The organism is Streptomyces sp. NPDC050528 (genome assembly GCF_044457795.1).
In the GTDB taxonomy this organism is placed as follows: Bacteria; Actinomycetota; Actinomycetes; order Streptomycetales; family Streptomycetaceae; genus Streptomyces.
The window spans coordinates 170,727-185,681 of record NZ_JBITHH010000003.1; the positions used below are offsets into that span (position 1 = coordinate 170,727).

The following is a 14,955-nucleotide window of genomic DNA, read 5'->3' on the forward strand; positions in this document are numbered from 1 at the left end:
CTCAAATTACACTCCGGTCCACACCTGGAGGGAGATCACCGTGGAGTCGCCCTTCGTGATCGTCGACCTCGACCGAACTCCGGCATATGAAACGGAAGCCGGAGACCGGGACCGTGTCGTGGTCGGCGTGGCAGCGGAACCCAGGGATACCGTCGAGGGGTTCGACGTTCTCCTCACCGGTGTTCCCGATCCGCCCAGGCCGTGGGTGGGATGCGCGGACCCGCAGGCGACGGCCAGGCAGCTGGGTCACCTCGTCGAGAGTCGGCCCGCCGCGTCCGTCGCGCTGGTGCAGGTGCTGCGGATGGGCGGCGGGCTCACGATCCCCGACAGGCTGATTCTCGAATCCCTCGCGTACTCGACCCTTCAGGGCGGAGCGGACTTCCGGGCTTGGTTGGCCGCCGCTCCCCGGCGTGCGCACCGCCCCGCTGAGACTCCCGTCCGGCTCGACCGTGACGGTCCCCGGTTGTCCATCACGCTGGACCGGCCCTGGGTGCGCAACGCGTTCGACGCGGCGACGAGGGACGCTCTGTGCGAGGCGCTCCAGGTGGCCGTGGCCGACCCGTCGATCAGCCGGGTCGATCTGTACGGCAGCGGTCCGGCCTTCTGCAGCGGCGGCGACCTCGCCGAGTTCGGTACGTCCCGTGATGCGGCGCAGGCCCACCTCGTCCGGGTCCATCGGAGTCCGGGCGCGCTGCTGCACCGCTGCGCTCCCCGGGTGACCGCGTATCTGCACGGTGCGTGTGTCGGCGCGGGGATCGAGCTCGCGGCTTTCGCGGGGCGGGTGGTCGCCGCGCCGGACACGGTGATCCGGTTGCCGGAGATCGGGATGGGGCTCATCCCGGGTGCGGGTGGCACGGCGAGCATTCCGGTGCGGGTCGGTCGGGAGCGGACGGCGTATCTCGCCCTGTCCGGGGCGGAGTTGGGCGTCAAGGAGGCGCTGCGCTGGAGTCTCGTGGACGAGATCGGCGCCCTGGACGACGCGGCTACGGCCGCTCAGCAAGCCCTCCGGTTCTAAGTACTGGCGACTTTCACTCCGGTGTCCCCGAGACCATCCCGCGGCCTCGGGAACACCGGAGTTGAATTACTTCCCCGTCCACACCGGGCTACGTCGTTCGGCGAAGGCCCGTGCCCCCTCCGCCGCGTCGGCGCTTCTGAACACGGAGTCGACCTCTGCCGGTTCGGCCCAACGGCGTTCTCGCATCAGCTTCTTGGTCATCGCGACGCCGAGAGGGCCGTTCTCGGCGATGCGGCCGGCCAGGGTCAGGGCCGCCTCCCGCACCTCCCCCGCCGGGACGGCGCGGTTGACCAGGCCGAACTGCTTGGCTTCCGAGGCGGTGACCAGGTCGCCGGTCAGCCCCATCTCCAGGGCGACCGCCAACGGCACGCGGTCGGCCAGCGTCGTACCGCCGCCGGCCGCGAACAGCCCACGCTTCACCTCCGCGATCCCCAGTTTGGCGTCCTCCGCGGCGACCACCAGGTCGCAGGCCAGGGCGAGTTCGAAGCCGCCGGCGAGTGCCGAGCCGTTGAGGGCGGCGATCACCGGGGTGGCGATGCCCTCGCGGAAGAACCACACCAGGCCGTCGAACTTGCCGCCGCCCTTCGCGAACGCCTTGAGGTCCATGCCGGCACAGAAGACCGTTCCGGCGCCGGTGAGGACGATCGCGCGGACCGCCGGGTCGGTGTCCGCTTCCCGGAGCACAGTTGACAGTTCGTCAATCAGCTCCGGGTTGAGGGCGTTTCGGACCTCCGGGCGGTTCAGGGTCGCCACGAGGACGGCGCCGATCCGTTCGGTGAGGACCAGGTCGCTCATCGGGCCGCCGCCACGGCCGCCCGCGCCTTGGAGCGGAACGCCTCCAACTTCTCAGCGGGCTCGATGAGTTGGTGGCTGCGGGAGCGGGTGCTGACGTCGTGCCCCTCGGCCGCCTTGCGCAGCGCGCCCACGGTGGCCTGTTCGCGCGGGATGTGTGCGAAGGGGTCGAAGGAGTACCAGCGCATCGCGTTCTCGAAGGTGATCTTCCGGGCCTCGTCGTCGGGGACGTCGCAGCTCGACAGCACGTCGTGCAGCTGCTCGGGGGCGTCCGGCCACAGGGAGTCGCTGTGCGGGTAGTCGCCCTCCCAGCAGATGTTGTCGATGCCGATGTCGTGGCGCAGTCGTACGCCCAGCTTGTCGGTGATGAAGCAGGTCAGGAAGTGCTCCCGGAAGACCTCGGAGGGCAGCTTGCCGCCGAAGTCCTGGAGGGTCCAGGTGGAGTGCATCTCGAAGGTGCGGTCGAGGCGCTCCAGGAAGTACGGGATCCAGCCCGTTCCGCCTTCCGAGAGGGCGATTTTCAGATTCGGGAACTGCTTGATCGGGGGCGACCAGAGCAGGTCCGCGGCGGCGGAGACGATGTTCATGGGCTGGAGCGTGATCATCACGTCGGGCGGCGAGTCGGCGGCCGGCACGGCGAGCCTGCCGGAGGAGCCGATGTGCACCGACATCACGGTGTCGGTGTCGGACAGCGCGCGCCACAGCGGGTTCCAGTACGGGTCGTGGAAGCTCGGATAGCCGAGGACGGCGGGGTTCTCGGTGAAGGTGAGCGAGTGAACGCCCTTCTCGGCGACCCGGCGGACCTCCGCCGCGCACAGCTCCGCGTCCCAGATGGCGGGCAGCGCCATCGGGATGAAGCGTCCCGGGTAGGCGGCGCACCACTCGTCGATGTGCCAGTCGTTGTAGGCCCGGACGAGCGCGAGGGAGAAGTCCACGTCCTTGGTGGCGAACAGGCGGGCCGAGAAGCCGGGGAAGGACGGGAAGTTCATCTGGGCGAGGATGCCGCCCGCGTTCATGTCCTTGATGCGCTCGTGCACGTCGTAACAGCCGGGGCGGATCTCGTCGAGGCCCTGCGGTTCGACGCCGTACTCCTCCTTGGGCCGGCCGGCCACGGCGTTGAGCGCCGAGTTGGTGATGGTCGCGCCGCCGAACTGCCACACGTCCGTTCCGTCGTCCCGGTGCACGAGTTGGGGCGCGTCTTTCTTGTACCGCTCGGGGAGGTGGTTCACGAACATGTCGGGGGGCTCGATGATGTGGTCGTCGACGCTGATGAGGATGAGGTCGTCGCGGTCCATGACGGCTCCTTACGGGGGTGGGTCGGTCAGTCGGAGGCGGGCAGCGGCTTGGCCGCCTTCAGGGCCATGGGGGCGCCGTCGCAGGTGAGTTCGCCCGCGCCGGAGGCGGTGCAGAGCAGTTCGAGCGTCCCGGTGGCGTCGACGTACCGCTTGCCGATGAGGGTGGTGGTGCCCGCCGCTCCGGGCTTGGCCGGGGGTGCCTCGGCGGCGGGGACCAACGGGCTGCCGCCGCAGGTCAGTTGGGGCTGCGCGGCGGCGGGTGCGCGGATGACGACCACGCGGGTGCCGCAGACGGTGCTGGCGAGTTGGTCACCGGGGCGCAGCGTCGGTGCCGGTGGGGTCATGGCGGAGTTCCCTTTCGAGCAGGCGGTCGGCGAGGAGTTCCACGTCGTAGGACTGACGGGCCATCCAGTACCGCAGGAAGCCGGTGAGCGAGTACCGCAGGAAGAGGGCGGAGCCGACGACGCTTCCGGCGACCCCTGCCAGGCCGAGCGTGAGAGCGTCGTTCTGCACCAGCGGATCGCTGGTGTTGTGCGAGATGAAGTAGGCGCACACGCCGAGGACGACGCCGATCGTCATCAGGGCGCCGCCCACGCGCAGCCAGAGAACGGCCCTTCCGGCGGCCGGGTCCGGGATTTTCAGGACGGTGAGTTCGCGGACGAAGCGGTCCGCTCGCGTCTCGGTGGACGTCATGTGGAACTCCCCAGGTAGAGAGCGGACAGTTCGGCACGCAACCCGCCGTCGGGGTGGCCCTGCCGTTCGACCCGGCCGCGTACGAGGACGGCGGCGTGGTCGCAGATGTCGAGGACCGCGGCGGCGAACTGCTCGACGACGAGTACGGCGACGCCCTGCCGGGCGATCTCGCCGACCTGTTCGTAGAGCCGGCCGACGACCAACGGGGCGAGCCCCATGGAGAGTTCGTCGAGCAGCAGTACGGCGGGGTCGGTGGCGAGGCCGCGGGCGAGGGCGAGCATCTGCTGTTCGCCGCCGGAGAGCGTGCCCGCCGCCTGTCCGGCGCGTCGGGCCAGGACGGGGAAGCGGGCGAACGCGATCTCCTCGATCTCCTCCCGGCCGCGGCCGGTGAAGGTCATCATGAGGAGGTTGTCGCGGACGGACAGGTTCGGGAAGACGCCCCGTCCTTCGGGGATGAGGCAGACTCCGGCGCGGGCCAGGTCGCGGGGGTCGGCGCCGGTCATGTCCCGTCCGCCGAGCAGGAGTTGGCCCGACTCGACGGGGTGGACGCCGGCCGCGACCCGCAACGTGGTGGTCTTCCCGGCGCCGTTCGGACCGAGCAGCGCCACCACCTGTCCGGCGGCGACGTCGAGGTCGACGCCGTGCAGGACGGTGATGCGTTCGTGGGCGGCGCGGATCCCGCGCAGTTCGAGAAGTGCGCTCACGCGTCCCCCAGGTAGGCGGCGAGAACCGTTTCGTCGCTGCGGATCACCTCGGGCGGGCCGACGGCGATGATCTTGCCGAGGTCGAGGACGTACACCTCGTCGCAGACGGCCATCACGAGGCTCATGTCGTGCTCGACGAGGACGACGGCGGTCCCGTCGCCGGTGAGGGCGCGCAGGAGTTCCGCGAAGCGTTCGGTCTCCTCCGCGTCCTGTCCGGCGGCGGGTTCGTCGAGGAGAAGCACCTTCGGGCGGATCGCGAGGGCCCTTCCCACCTCGACCAGGCGGCCGACTCCCGTGGGGAGCGCGTCGGGTGAGGTGTCGGCGAGGTGGGTCAGGTCGAGCCGGTGCAGGATCTCGGTGACGAGCCGGTCGGCGCGGCGGCGTTCGGGGCCGAGTTCGGCGGCGACGAGGAGGTTGTCGCGCACGCTGAGCCGGCCGAAGAGCTCCAGGCGCTGGAAGGTGCGGGCGAGTCCGTGTCGGGCACGTGCGGAGGGCCGGGCCCGGGTGACGTCCCGGCCGTCCAGCCGGACCTCTCCCGAGGAGGGCCTGCGCAGTCCGGAGGCGACGTCGAACAGGGTACTTTTTCCTGCCCCGTTGGGCCCGATGAGTCCCGTGACCCGGCCTGCCTCGGCGGTCAGGGCGACCCCGTCGAGAGCGCGGTTTCCGCCGAAGGAGACGGTCACTCCACTAACCTGCAGCGACGCCACGGGCCAGCACCTCCTCGTCCTCGGGGCGCCACTCACGCCGCAGGCCCCACCACTCGACGGGGATCTCCACCTCGGCCGGAGCAGCTTGCCGGGCGCTCGCCCAGGCGCGGAGTGCCACGGCGAGGACGAGTGAACCGCCGTAGTACGTCCAGTTGTTGATGACGTCGGTGAAGCGCAGGGCCCAGGCCAGGGCGAGGGCGCAGAGCAGGGTGGGCAGGGCGATGCGGTCGCGGGCAAGGGGCTCCCACTGGCGGCGGAAGCGGGAGACGATGCCGTCGGGGTTGTGGCCGAGTCCGACGCCGGCGAGGCCGGGGAGCAGGGCGACCAGGTTCGCGGTGCCGGGGACGACGGCGATCAGGGCGTTGGTCGGGCCGACGAACGCGGTGCCGGCGAAAAGCCCGTTGCCGACCGCGCCGAGTCCGCCGACCACGGCGACGAGGAAGATGGGCAGTCCTGCCACGAGGCTGAACTGGTCGGCGGTGACGGTGCGTTGCTGCATTCCGTACAGCGCTCCGCCGAGTCCGGCGATGCCGGAGGCGAGGGCGAACACGGCGACCTTGGCGACCAGCAGGTTGCCGCCGAGGGTGGCGTACGCGGCCTCGCTGTCGCGCAGGGCGATCAGTCGTCGGCCGAAGCGGCTGCGGCGCAGGGCCGCCACGCCGATCGAGGCGAGCGCGAGGCAGACGGCGGCGAACACCATCAACTCCCGTCCGCTGTCCAGCCGGATGCCGAACAGGTCGGGTCCGGTGGCGTCGACCGAGCCCTGGTCGAAGAGGGCGATCCGCAGGCCGAAGACGTGGAAGGCGGGCAGGGTGAAGATCCACCGGTCGAGGATCACGGCGAACGCGGCGGTGCCCAGGGCGAGATACACGCCGGAGAGCCGCAGCGCGGGAAGGGCGACCAGCGCTCCGGCCACCGCCGAGACGAGGATCGTGGCGCCGAGTGCCCACAGTTCGCCGTGCGCGCCGAGGTGCGCCCAGACGACCGCTCCGATGCCGGCCATGCTCAGCTGACAGAGGGAGACCTGTCCGGCGTACCCGGCGAGCGGGACGTACGAGAGCGCCACCACGCCCAGCGAGAAGATCGCTCCGTAGGTGATCAGGTCGGCTTCTCCGAGCAGGGAGGCCAGTACCGCGCCGAAGGCGACGACGACCGCCGCGAACACGAGCGTGCCGCGCGCGCTCGGCACCGGGACGCGGGCCAGCCGTCGTTCACGGCCGCGCAGGCGCCGGTGCGGGAAGACCAGCAGGGCGAGGAAGAGCAGCAGGGCGGGGGCGGCGAGCCGTAGGCCGGGGAGGTATTCGTTCTGCGGGAGGTAGCCGGTGAGGTAGCTCTCCATGCAGCCGACGACGACCGCGCCGAGGAAGGTGAGCGGCAGGCTGCGCAGCCTCCCGAAGACCGCCGCGGTGTACGCGCTGACGATCAGCAGGGAGAGCTGGGCGGCGTCGAGGGTGACGGTCGGGGCGATCAAGATGCCGCCGATCGCGGCCAGTTGGGTGCCGAGGATCCAGGAGACCCGGCCCGCCCGGACCGGGTCGGCGCCGGTGAGTCCGACCAGTGCGCGGTCGTCGACGGCCGCGCGCATCTCGGCTCCGGCGCGAGTGCGGTAGAGCAGGAGGCGCAGGCCGACGGCGACGGCAACGGCCACCGCCATGGTGATCGCCTGGTGCCAGGTGATGACGGCCGGGCCGAGGTGGATGGGCTTGCGGCCGGCGAAGAACATCGGCAGGGGGCGTGCCACGTTCGGGTCCCAGATCCAGCGGGCGGCCGCGATGAGACCGCTGAGCAGCGCGACCGTCATCACCAGCCGTTCGGCTTCGCCGAGTGCCTGGACGGGCCGCAGGACGAACCGCTCCACGAGCAGCCCGAAGCCGGGAGCGAGCACGAGCAGCACCACGACCAGGGCGACCGGAACGGGCCAGCCCCAGCCGACGGTCAGCTGCCAGTACATGAAGGCGGACAGCATGCCGGCCGCGCCGTGCGCGAAGTTGAAGACGCCGGTGGTGGTGTAGGTGAGCACGAGCCCACTGCCGATGACGGCATAGATCGCGGCCGTGCTCAGGCCGACGATCCCGAAGGTGAGGAACTGGTCCATCGCGTCGGATCTCCCCTCTCCATCGCTGGAAACTAGCTTCTCATCTACGGAGAATCAACCATTCAGACAGAGACTGTTGACGTCGCCTCACACCGCATGGAAATCTGCCACTCATCTGAGAGAATGGCATTCTCACTCATGGTGAAGGGTGGAAAGTCCTTGTCCTCCTTGCCTGTTCCGGCTCCGCCCCCGGGTGCGACCGACGACCTGATGGAGATCCAGCAGCTCCTCGCCCGCTACGCGGTGTGCATCACGCGCGGCGACCTGGACGGGGTGCTGGGGGTCTTCACGCCCGACGGCACGTACAGCGCCTTCGGGGACTCCTACGGCCTCGACGAGTTCCCGGCGCTCGTGGCCGCCGCGCCCAAGGGGCTGTTCCTCACGGGGACGCCGGCCGTCGACCTTTCCGGCGACACGGCGACCGGCACCCAGCCGCTCTGCTTCGTCGACCACGCCACGCACGACCTGCGGATCGGCTACTACAACGACACCTACGTCCGCACGGACGGGGGTTGGCGGTTGCGCACCCGGGCCATGACGTTCATCCGCCGCAGCGGAGCACACGACTCGGGCCGCCCGCACGCCTATCAGCGCCCGGGTACATGAGCGTCGCCTCCGCGCCCGGCAGCACGAGCGTCGCCGACTTCCGCACGGGCCTGCGCGCCTGGCTGGACGAGCACGACCTCTCCCCCGGCCCCGACCACTCCCTGGACGCCCAGGTCGCTCAACTGGCCCGGGTCCGCCGGGCGTTGTACGACGCGGACTGGATGCGGTACGGCTGGCCCGCCGAGGTGAGGGGGCTCGGCGGGCCCGCGGTGCTCAGGGCGGTGCTCGGCGAGGAGGTCGCCACAAGGGAGTTGGCCGAGCCGGGGATCTACTCGATGATCGAGGTCCTCGCGCCGACGATGATCTCGTACGCTCCTCCAGCGCTGGCCGCCGAGATGGTCCCGCGGCTGCTGAGCGGGCGCGAGCAGTGGTGCCAGGGCTTCTCCGAACCCGGCTCAGGCAGCGACCTCGCCTCGCTCACCACGCGGGCGGTCCCGCGCGGCGACCACTGGGAGATCAGTGGCCAGAAGGTGTGGACGAGCCTCGCCCAATTCGCTGCCCGATGCGTTCTGTTGACCCGCACCGCGCCCGGGCACAACGGGATCACCGCGTTCTTCGTCGACATGGACACCCCGGGCATCACCGTCCGGCCGCTGCGCACGATGCACGGCGTGGACGAGTTCGCCGAGGTGTTCTTCGACGACGTGATGGTGCCCGCCGACCGGATGCTCGGCCGCCCCGGCGACGGCTGGCGCCTGGCGATGGACCTGCTCCCGCACGAGCGCTCCACCTGCTTCTGGCACCGGATCGCCCATCTCTACACGCGACTTGACCGTCTGCTGGCCGAGACGGAAATCCCCGACGACGCCCAACTCGGCGCTGCCTACCTCGCGTTGCACACCGCGCGCTGCGCGTCCCACGCCACACAGCGGCGCCTGGCGGCAGGTGAGCGGCTGGGCGCGGAGACGTCGGTCGACAAGGTGCTCCTTGCCACCGCCGAGCAACAACTCTTCGAGACCGTGCGCGATCTCCTGCCCGGCGTACTGGAGTTGACGGACACACCGTGGCGCTCGGAGTACCTGTACGCACGGGCCGCGACGATCTACGGCGGTACGGCCGAGATCCAGCGCAACATCATCGCGCGCCGACTGCTCGACCTGGGAAGGGAGTAGCCGTGGACGCCGCCGAACGGGACCTGCTCGCCGAGACGCTTCGCAAGACGATGACAGCGGCGTCGGGGCAGGCGCTGGACGCCGCTCTGGCCGACCTCGGCTGGGCCGAACTGCTCGCGGAACAGCCGGACATGGCCGTACCGATCGCCTTCCGCCTGCTGGGCGAGACGGGCGCCCACGCGCCGCTCCTCAACGACGTCCTGCTGCACGCGGCGGGCCGTCCACTCGGCGGCACGCTGCCGATGCCGTTCACGGGTGGCGCATGGGTCGTGTGGGAGCGCGACGACACTGCCGCCGGGACGACCCTGGACGCCGAACTGCCCCTGCGCACCGTGCCCGTCGATGCTCCCGTCCCCCTCTCCACCGGCCGGGTCGCGCTCGGCTGGTGGCTGCTCGGGACCGGCCGCGCCATGCTCACGCTGGCCCGCCAACACGCCGTGGACCGGGAGCAGTTCGGCCGCCCGCTCGCTTCCTTCCAGGCCGTACGGCACCGGCTCGCCGAGACGCTCGTGGCGCTGGACGGCGCCGAGGCCACCCTGGTCGCCGCTACGGACGAGCTGGGCGCACTGCTGGCCAAGGCGGCGGCCGGGCAGGCGGCCCTGACGGCGGCCCGGCACTGCCAGCAGGTGCTCGGCGGGATCGGGTTCACCGCCGAACACGATCTGCACCGGCACGTCCGGCGGGCCATGGTGCTGGACGGACTGCTGGGCAGCGCACGGGAGTTGACGCGCGAGGCGGGGGCGCTGCTGCGGGCCGGCGGGTCCGCGCCGCGGCTCGTCCACCTGTGATCGACCGAGGAGTGACATCAGTGACCGATCTGTGGAGCGACCTGCTCTCCTGCCTGGACCTCGACGCCCACCCCGGCTCCGTGTACGAGGGCCGCAACCAACAACTGGGCTACCACCGCATCTTCGGCGGCCAGTTGCTCGCCCAGAGTGTCCGCGCCGCCCAACTGGCCTGCCCCGACAAGGCGGTCAAGAGCCTTCATGTGCAATTCGCGCGGGCGGGGCGTCCGCAGGAGCCGGTGCGGTACGAGGTGACGTGTCATCATGAGGGCGGCTCCTTCGCCACGTTGACCGTGGTGGCGCGGCAGACGCAGGGGGTCGCGGCCGTAGCCGCCGTGTCGCTCCACTCCCATGAGGAGGGTCCCGACCAGCAGGTCGCGTTCCCGATGCCCTCGGTGCCTGGGGCGGAGCACGACGTGGATCTCTCGCTGCTTCCCTGGGACACGCGGGCGATTGTCGACGTGGACTCGCCGAAGTCGGAGCCTCCCGAGTACGACCTGTGGATGCGGACGCCGGCCGTCGCCCCGGAGCTGGCCCCGGCGTTGACGGCGTACGCGAGTGATCTGAGCCTGATCGGCACGGCGCTTCGCCCGCTCGAAGGGGTCACCCAGCACGATTCGGGAACGGCGTTCACCTCCGCCGTCACCGCGCACACGGTGTGGTTCCACCGCCCTTTCACCACGGACGACTGGCTCCTCCTGCGCCAGCAGAGCCCGCTTCTCGCTCACGGTCGCTGCTACGGCCGGGGCGATGTCCTCACCGCGTGGGGGTCCCTGGTCGCGTCGTTCGCGCAGGAGGCGCTGCTGAGGTTCCGTACAGTCGCGTGACGGTACTGCCCCCGTCGGGCGGTCACCGGGGCTGAGGGCAGGAGGGGCAGCCTCCGGCCCTCAGCCCCGCATCCGTCACGGCGCCGGTACCTCGATGACGGTGGCGGAGCCCATCCCGCCGCCCGCGCACATCGCGGCCACGCCGATACCGCCGCCACGCCGGCGCAGTTCGTGCACGAGCGTGACCAGCATCCGGGCTCCGGTCGCGGCGACCGGGTGGCCGAGGGAGCAGCCGCTGCCGTTGACGTTCACGCGGTCGGGGTCGAGGCCGAGGAGCTTCACCGCGGCGACGGGCACGGCGGCGAAGGCCTCGTTGATCTCGAAGAGGTCGACGTCGGACGTCGAAAGTCCCGCGCGGGCAAGGGCTTTGGGGATCACCTTGACCGGGGTGAGGCCCGTCTCGGCCGGGTCGGCGCCGACCGACGCCCACGAGCGGACGACGGCGAGGGCGGGCAGGCCCAGCCGGTCGCTGGCCACCACCAGGGCGGCGGCACCGTCGTTTGCGCCGCCCGCGTTGCCGGCCGTGATGGAGAAGCCCTCTATCTCGGGGTGGAGCGGCTTGAGCGAGGCGAGCTTCTCCAAACTCGTGGTGCGACGGGGGTGTTCGTCTACCGAGAACAGGCCGTGCGGTGTGTCGATGGGGACCAGCTCCGCGGCGAAACGGCCTTCGTCGATGGCTCGAATGGCGTTCTGGTGGGAGCGAAGTGCCCAGGCGTCCATGTCGGCGCGGGTGAGTCCGGCCCGTACGGCGGTGTTCCAGCCGACCGTGATCGACATGTCCAGGTTGGGCGCGTCGGGCCGGTCGGGGTGCGTGGGCGGGCTCCAGGGGTCGACCCACTCCCCCTCGACGCGGAAACGCTGTTTCGGTGACGTGGAAGCCGAGTTGACGCCACCTGCGATGACGAGTTCGTCCATGCCCGCGCGGATGCTCCCCGCAGCGCTCTGCACGGCCGACAGTCCGGCGGCGCAGTGCCGGTTCTGGGCGAGCCCCGGTACGGCGGTGAGGCCGACGGTCAGTGCCGCGTGCCGGGCCACGACGCCGCCGCCGTACAGACCCTCACCGAGGATCACGTCGTCGACCGCGTCCGGGTCGAGGCCCTCCGTGGCGGCCGCGGCGGCGACGATGTGGTGGGCCAGGTCGAACGCGGTGGTGTCGCGCAGGGTGCCCTTGACGGCGGTGCCGACGGGGGTTCGCAGGGCGGACACGAGGACTGCTTCAGGCATGGGTGGTCTCCAACTCGGCCAGCAGGGTGCGGCGCAGCAGCTTTCCGGTCTCGGTCTTGGGGAGTTCGGCGCGGAACACGATCGCGTCGGGCGTCTTGGAGGAGCGCAGCCGGTCCTTGACCCACTGGCGGACCTCCGCCGGGTCGCCCTCGCCGACCACAACGGCCACGATCCGCTGCCCCCACTCGGGGTCGGGCACGCCGATCACCGCCGCCTCCACGATCCCGGGATGGGCGACGAGAACGTCCTCTATCTCGGCGGGAGCGATGTTCTCGCCGCCGCGAATGATGGTGTCGTCGGCGCGGCCCTCGATGAACAGATAGCCCTCGTCGTCCAGTCGGCCCCGGTCCCGGGTGGGGAACCAGCCGTCGGCGTCGAGTGCGCTGCGTCCGCCGTACTCGCCGGAGATCTGGTCCCCGCGCACGAACACGAGCCCGGTCTCCCCGGCACGGGCCAACTTCCCGTCGTCGTCGCGGATCTCGATCTCGACGCCGGGCAACGCCCGCCCCACGGAGCCGAGTCGGTCGCGTACGGCGGGGTCGGAGGCCGCCAGTGCCTCGCGGTGGTCGTCGGGTCCGAGGACCGCGACCGACGAAGCCGTCTCCGTCAGGCCGTACGCGTTGACGAACCCTGCCCCCGGAAAGATCTCCAACGCCCGCTCCACCACGGGCCGCGGGGTCCTCGCGCCGCCGTAGGCGAGGCTCCGGAGTGTGGGTGTGCCGGCGTCGTCGGTCGGGACCTCCGCGACGATGCGGGCCAGCATGGTGGGCACGACGAGTGCGTGGGTGACCTGTTCGCGGCGCGCGGTCTCCAGCCACTCCCCCGCGTCGAAGGCGGAGAGGTAGACCAGGCGGCGGCCGGAGTAGAGGTTCGTGAGCAGGTTCATCAACCCGGCCACGTGGTAGGGCGGAACGGCCACGAGTGACGCGTCGCCCTCCTCAGCGGAGGCGAACTCCTGGGTGTTCAGGACATACGCCAGCAGGTGTCGGTGGCGCAGCAGGGCCGCCTTGGGCTCGGCGGTCGTGCCGCTCGTGTAGAGGACCACCGCGACGGAGTCCTGGTCCTGGCTCTGGTCCAACTCCGGTGCGTCGGCGTCCTCTTCGGCGCTCAGCAGGGCGTCGAGGTCGGCGGGCCGTAGCACGAGGGCGCCGGGGTGGCGGGCCAGGAGGCGGGCCAACTGGTGTTCGCCGAGACGGTAGTTGAGCGGGATGAACGGGATGCCCGCCAGGGCGGCGCCGAACAGGGCCACCGGATAGGCGAGGTGACTGGGGCTCAGGTACAGCACGGCCGGGTGGCCCCGGAAGCGGTGCGCGGCGGCGCGGGCGCGGGTGAGCACATCCGAGGCGGTCAGGGAGCGGCCGTTCGCCGTGACCACCGGTCGGTCGCCGCCCGAGGCCACCATCTCCAGAATCATGGTTATATTCATGAGAATGCTATTCTCGTCTCACTAGAGCGCTGTTCGCAAGAGAGGAAATCCTTGATGCAGATCAGTGGGAGCTCCGCGGTGGTCGTCGGCGGGGCGGGCGGCCTGGGCGAGGCCACCGTCCGTCGACTGCACGCGGCGGGAGCGAAGGTCGTCGTGGCCGATCTGGCCGACGAGAAGGGCAAGGCCCTGGAGCAGGAGCTGGGTGTGCGCTACGTGCGCACCGACGCCACCTCCGAGGACGATGTCCAAGCGGCCCTGGCCGAGGCGGAGTCGGCGGGACCGCTGCGCATCTCGGTGGACGCGCACGGCGGTCCGGCGAGCGGTGGCCGGCTCGTCGGCAAGGACGGCTCGCCCCTCGACCTCGCGGGCTTCCGTACGACGATCGACGTGTATCTCACCGGCGTCTTCAATGTGCTGCGCCTGGCCGCCGCCGCGATCGCCCGTCAGGAACCGCTGGACGGCGGCCGGGGTGTCATCGTCAATACGGCCTCGATCGCCGCGTTCGAGGGCCAGATCGGCCAACTCCCTTACGCGGCGGCCAAGGGCGGGGTCGTCAGCATGACCCTGGTCGCCGCCCGCGACCTCTCGCCGCTCGGCATCCGGGTCGTGACGATCGCGCCGGGCACCTTCAACACCCCGGCCTACGGCAAGGCGGGCGACCAGTTGGAGGCCTATTGGGGGCCGCAGATCCCGTACCCGAAGCGCATGGGGCTGCCGGTCGAGTACGCGGGTCTCGTGCAGCACATCGTCGAGAACGACTATCTCAACGGCGAGGTCGTCCGTCTCGACGGTGCCCTCCGCTTCCCGCCGAAGTAACCGGCATGAGTCACGTGGCAGGCGTGAGCGGGCAGTTGAAGGGCAAGGTCGCGTTCGTCGCGGGCGCGAGTCGCGGCATCGGCCGCACGGTCGCGGTGGCGCTCGCGGAGGCGGGCGCCTCGGTCGCCGTGGCCGCGCGGTCCGAGCAGGAGGGGCGGTTGCCCGGGACGATCCACTCGGTCGCGGACCGGATCGTCGCGGCGGGCGGGCGCGCTCTGCCGGTGCCTTGTGACGTGAGCGACGAGGCGTCGGTCGACGCGGCCGTCGCCGCCACGGTCGCGGAGTTCGGCGGGATCGACATTCTCATCGCCAATGCCGGGGTGCTGTGGCTCGGCCCGGTCGAGTCGACCCCGCTCAAGCGCTGGCAGCTGGCTCTCGACGTCAATCTCACCGGTGTGTTCCTGGTGACCCGCGCGGTGATTCCGCACGTACGGGCGCGTGGCGGGGGCTCATTGGTGGCCGTGACGACCGGCGGGGTCGGCATGACGGACCGGGGCGCCAACGCGTACTGGGTGTCCAAGGCAGCGGTCGAGCGCCTCTACCTGGGACTCGCCGCCGACCTGAAGAAGGACAACATCGCGGTCAACTGCCTTGCTCCGTCACGGGTGGTGCTCACCGAGGGCTGGCAGGCGGGTGGCGGGGGCCGGGAGATCCCGCCGGAGATGGTGGAGCCGCCGGAGGCGATGGCGCGGGCCGCCGTCCTGCTCGCGGGCCAGGACGCCACCGGCCTCACGGGGACCGTCCAACGCTCGGAATCCCTTGCCTGAAAGGCAGTTGGCCTGCGCACGGCACGAGATCGAGGTGACTGAGAGGCATCATCCGGGGCACTCGGGAGACAACGGCGAAGCCACCGCGATC

Annotated in this window: 16 protein-coding genes; 7 read left to right on the top strand and 9 right to left on the bottom strand. The window is 71.0% G+C overall.

All coding sequences use genetic code 11. The annotated features are described in order from the left end of the window. Positions 1-40 precede the first annotated feature (40 nt). Entirely contained in the window at positions 41-1,015 is a 975-nt protein-coding gene (locus ACIBK4_RS12150; RefSeq protein ID WP_398994549.1) for an enoyl-CoA hydratase/isomerase family protein, read from the top strand. Between the two features lie 66 nt (positions 1,016-1,081). Here ACIBK4_RS12150 and ACIBK4_RS12155 read toward each other — a convergent pair whose 3' ends face one another. The 7 genes from ACIBK4_RS12155 to ACIBK4_RS12185 are packed head-to-tail and all read right to left on the bottom strand — an operon-like array spanning position 1,082 to position 7,301. Further along, positions 1,082-1,810, bottom strand: a complete 729-nt coding sequence (locus ACIBK4_RS12155) for an enoyl-CoA hydratase-related protein (RefSeq protein WP_398994550.1) — start codon at positions 1,808-1,810, stop codon at positions 1,082-1,084. Then, a complete protein-coding gene (locus tag ACIBK4_RS12160) occupies positions 1,807-3,102 on the bottom strand; it encodes an amidohydrolase family protein (protein ID WP_398994551.1) in 1,296 nt (431 codons plus the stop codon). Before ACIBK4_RS12160 ends, ACIBK4_RS12155 begins: the two co-directional genes overlap by 4 nt. Before the next feature lie 26 nt (positions 3,103-3,128). Continuing rightward, complete coding sequence (locus tag ACIBK4_RS12165) at positions 3,129-3,446, bottom strand: hypothetical protein (RefSeq protein ID WP_398994552.1); 318 nt, start codon at positions 3,444-3,446, stop codon at positions 3,129-3,131. Further along, the gene (locus tag ACIBK4_RS12170) at positions 3,412-3,795 is read right to left on the bottom strand and encodes a hypothetical protein (RefSeq protein WP_398994553.1); all 384 of its coding nucleotides are present in this window, start codon (positions 3,793-3,795) and stop codon (positions 3,412-3,414) included. Before ACIBK4_RS12170 ends, ACIBK4_RS12165 begins: the two co-directional genes overlap by 35 nt. Then, entirely contained in the window at positions 3,792-4,499 is a 708-nt protein-coding gene (locus ACIBK4_RS12175) for an ABC transporter ATP-binding protein (RefSeq protein ID WP_398994554.1), read from the bottom strand. Before ACIBK4_RS12175 ends, ACIBK4_RS12170 begins: the two co-directional genes overlap by 4 nt. Continuing rightward, positions 4,496-5,206, bottom strand: a complete 711-nt coding sequence (locus ACIBK4_RS12180) for an ABC transporter ATP-binding protein (RefSeq protein ID WP_398994555.1) — start codon at positions 5,204-5,206, stop codon at positions 4,496-4,498. Before ACIBK4_RS12180 ends, ACIBK4_RS12175 begins: the two co-directional genes overlap by 4 nt. Beyond that, complete coding sequence (locus tag ACIBK4_RS12185) at positions 5,187-7,301, bottom strand: ABC transporter permease (protein WP_398994556.1); 2,115 nt, start codon at positions 7,299-7,301, stop codon at positions 5,187-5,189. The genes ACIBK4_RS12180 and ACIBK4_RS12185 overlap by 20 nt, the downstream gene beginning before the upstream one ends. A gap of 159 nt (positions 7,302-7,460) precedes the next feature. On the opposite strand from ACIBK4_RS12185, the gene ACIBK4_RS12190 reads away from it, so the two are divergent. The 4 genes from ACIBK4_RS12190 to ACIBK4_RS12205 are packed head-to-tail and all read left to right on the top strand — an operon-like array spanning position 7,461 to position 10,631. After that, positions 7,461-7,907, top strand: a complete 447-nt coding sequence (locus ACIBK4_RS12190; protein WP_398994557.1) for a nuclear transport factor 2 family protein — start codon at positions 7,461-7,463, stop codon at positions 7,905-7,907. Continuing rightward, positions 7,904-9,019, top strand: coding sequence for an acyl-CoA dehydrogenase family protein (locus tag ACIBK4_RS12195; RefSeq protein ID WP_398994558.1), 1,116 nt, complete (start codon positions 7,904-7,906; stop codon positions 9,017-9,019). Before ACIBK4_RS12190 ends, ACIBK4_RS12195 begins: the two co-directional genes overlap by 4 nt. A 2-nt stretch (positions 9,020-9,021) precedes the next feature. Continuing rightward, a complete protein-coding gene (locus ACIBK4_RS12200; protein ID WP_398994559.1) occupies positions 9,022-9,807 on the top strand; it encodes an acyl-CoA dehydrogenase family protein in 786 nt (261 codons plus the stop codon). Between the two features lie 20 nt (positions 9,808-9,827). Next, positions 9,828-10,631, top strand: a complete 804-nt coding sequence (locus ACIBK4_RS12205) for an acyl-CoA thioesterase (RefSeq protein WP_398994560.1) — start codon at positions 9,828-9,830, stop codon at positions 10,629-10,631. A 75-nt stretch (positions 10,632-10,706) separates the two neighbouring features. On the opposite strand, the gene ACIBK4_RS12210 is transcribed toward ACIBK4_RS12205, so the two are convergent. Both ACIBK4_RS12210 and ACIBK4_RS12215 read right to left on the bottom strand, forming a co-directional pair. Next, on the bottom strand, positions 10,707-11,855 hold the full coding sequence (locus ACIBK4_RS12210) for a thiolase family protein (RefSeq protein WP_398994561.1): 1,149 nt from the start codon (positions 11,853-11,855) through the stop codon (positions 10,707-10,709). Further along, the gene (locus tag ACIBK4_RS12215) at positions 11,848-13,269 is read right to left on the bottom strand and encodes a class I adenylate-forming enzyme family protein (protein WP_398994562.1); all 1,422 of its coding nucleotides are present in this window, start codon (positions 13,267-13,269) and stop codon (positions 11,848-11,850) included. Before ACIBK4_RS12215 ends, ACIBK4_RS12210 begins: the two co-directional genes overlap by 8 nt. Positions 13,270-13,335: 66 nt before the next feature. On the opposite strand from ACIBK4_RS12215, the gene ACIBK4_RS12220 reads away from it, so the two are divergent. Together ACIBK4_RS12220 and ACIBK4_RS12225 are read left to right on the top strand one after the other, a co-directional pair. Beyond that, a complete protein-coding gene (locus ACIBK4_RS12220; RefSeq protein ID WP_398994563.1) occupies positions 13,336-14,097 on the top strand; it encodes an SDR family NAD(P)-dependent oxidoreductase in 762 nt (253 codons plus the stop codon). Positions 14,098-14,102: 5 nt separating this feature from the next. Beyond that, positions 14,103-14,864: an SDR family NAD(P)-dependent oxidoreductase gene (locus ACIBK4_RS12225; RefSeq protein WP_398994564.1), complete on the top strand. Its 762-nt coding sequence runs from the start codon at positions 14,103-14,105 to the stop codon at positions 14,862-14,864. Positions 14,865-14,955 lie beyond the last annotated feature (91 nt).

What these genes read in the sequence shown, in the direction of transcription:
- ACIBK4_RS12195 (WP_398994558.1), top strand. Translation starts at nt 7,904, where the DNA reads ATGAGCGTCGCCTCCGCGCCCGGCAGCACGAGCGTCGCCGACTTCCGC.
- ACIBK4_RS12215 (WP_398994562.1), bottom strand. Translation starts at nt 13,269, where the DNA reads ATGATTCTGGAGATGGTGGCCTCGGGCGGCGACCGACCGGTGGTCACG.
- ACIBK4_RS12170 (WP_398994553.1), bottom strand. Translation starts at nt 3,795, where the DNA reads ATGACGTCCACCGAGACGCGAGCGGACCGCTTCGTCCGCGAACTCACC.
- ACIBK4_RS12220 (WP_398994563.1), top strand. Translation starts at nt 13,336, where the DNA reads ATGCAGATCAGTGGGAGCTCCGCGGTGGTCGTCGGCGGGGCGGGCGGC.
- ACIBK4_RS12185 (WP_398994556.1), bottom strand. Translation starts at nt 7,301, where the DNA reads ATGGACCAGTTCCTCACCTTCGGGATCGTCGGCCTGAGCACGGCCGCG.
- ACIBK4_RS12225 (WP_398994564.1), top strand. Translation starts at nt 14,103, where the DNA reads ATGAGTCACGTGGCAGGCGTGAGCGGGCAGTTGAAGGGCAAGGTCGCG.
- ACIBK4_RS12155 (WP_398994550.1), bottom strand. Translation starts at nt 1,810, where the DNA reads ATGAGCGACCTGGTCCTCACCGAACGGATCGGCGCCGTCCTCGTGGCG.
- ACIBK4_RS12210 (WP_398994561.1), bottom strand. Translation starts at nt 11,855, where the DNA reads ATGCCTGAAGCAGTCCTCGTGTCCGCCCTGCGAACCCCCGTCGGCACC.
- ACIBK4_RS12165 (WP_398994552.1), bottom strand. Translation starts at nt 3,446, where the DNA reads ATGACCCCACCGGCACCGACGCTGCGCCCCGGTGACCAACTCGCCAGC.
- ACIBK4_RS12160 (WP_398994551.1), bottom strand. Translation starts at nt 3,102, where the DNA reads ATGGACCGCGACGACCTCATCCTCATCAGCGTCGACGACCACATCATC.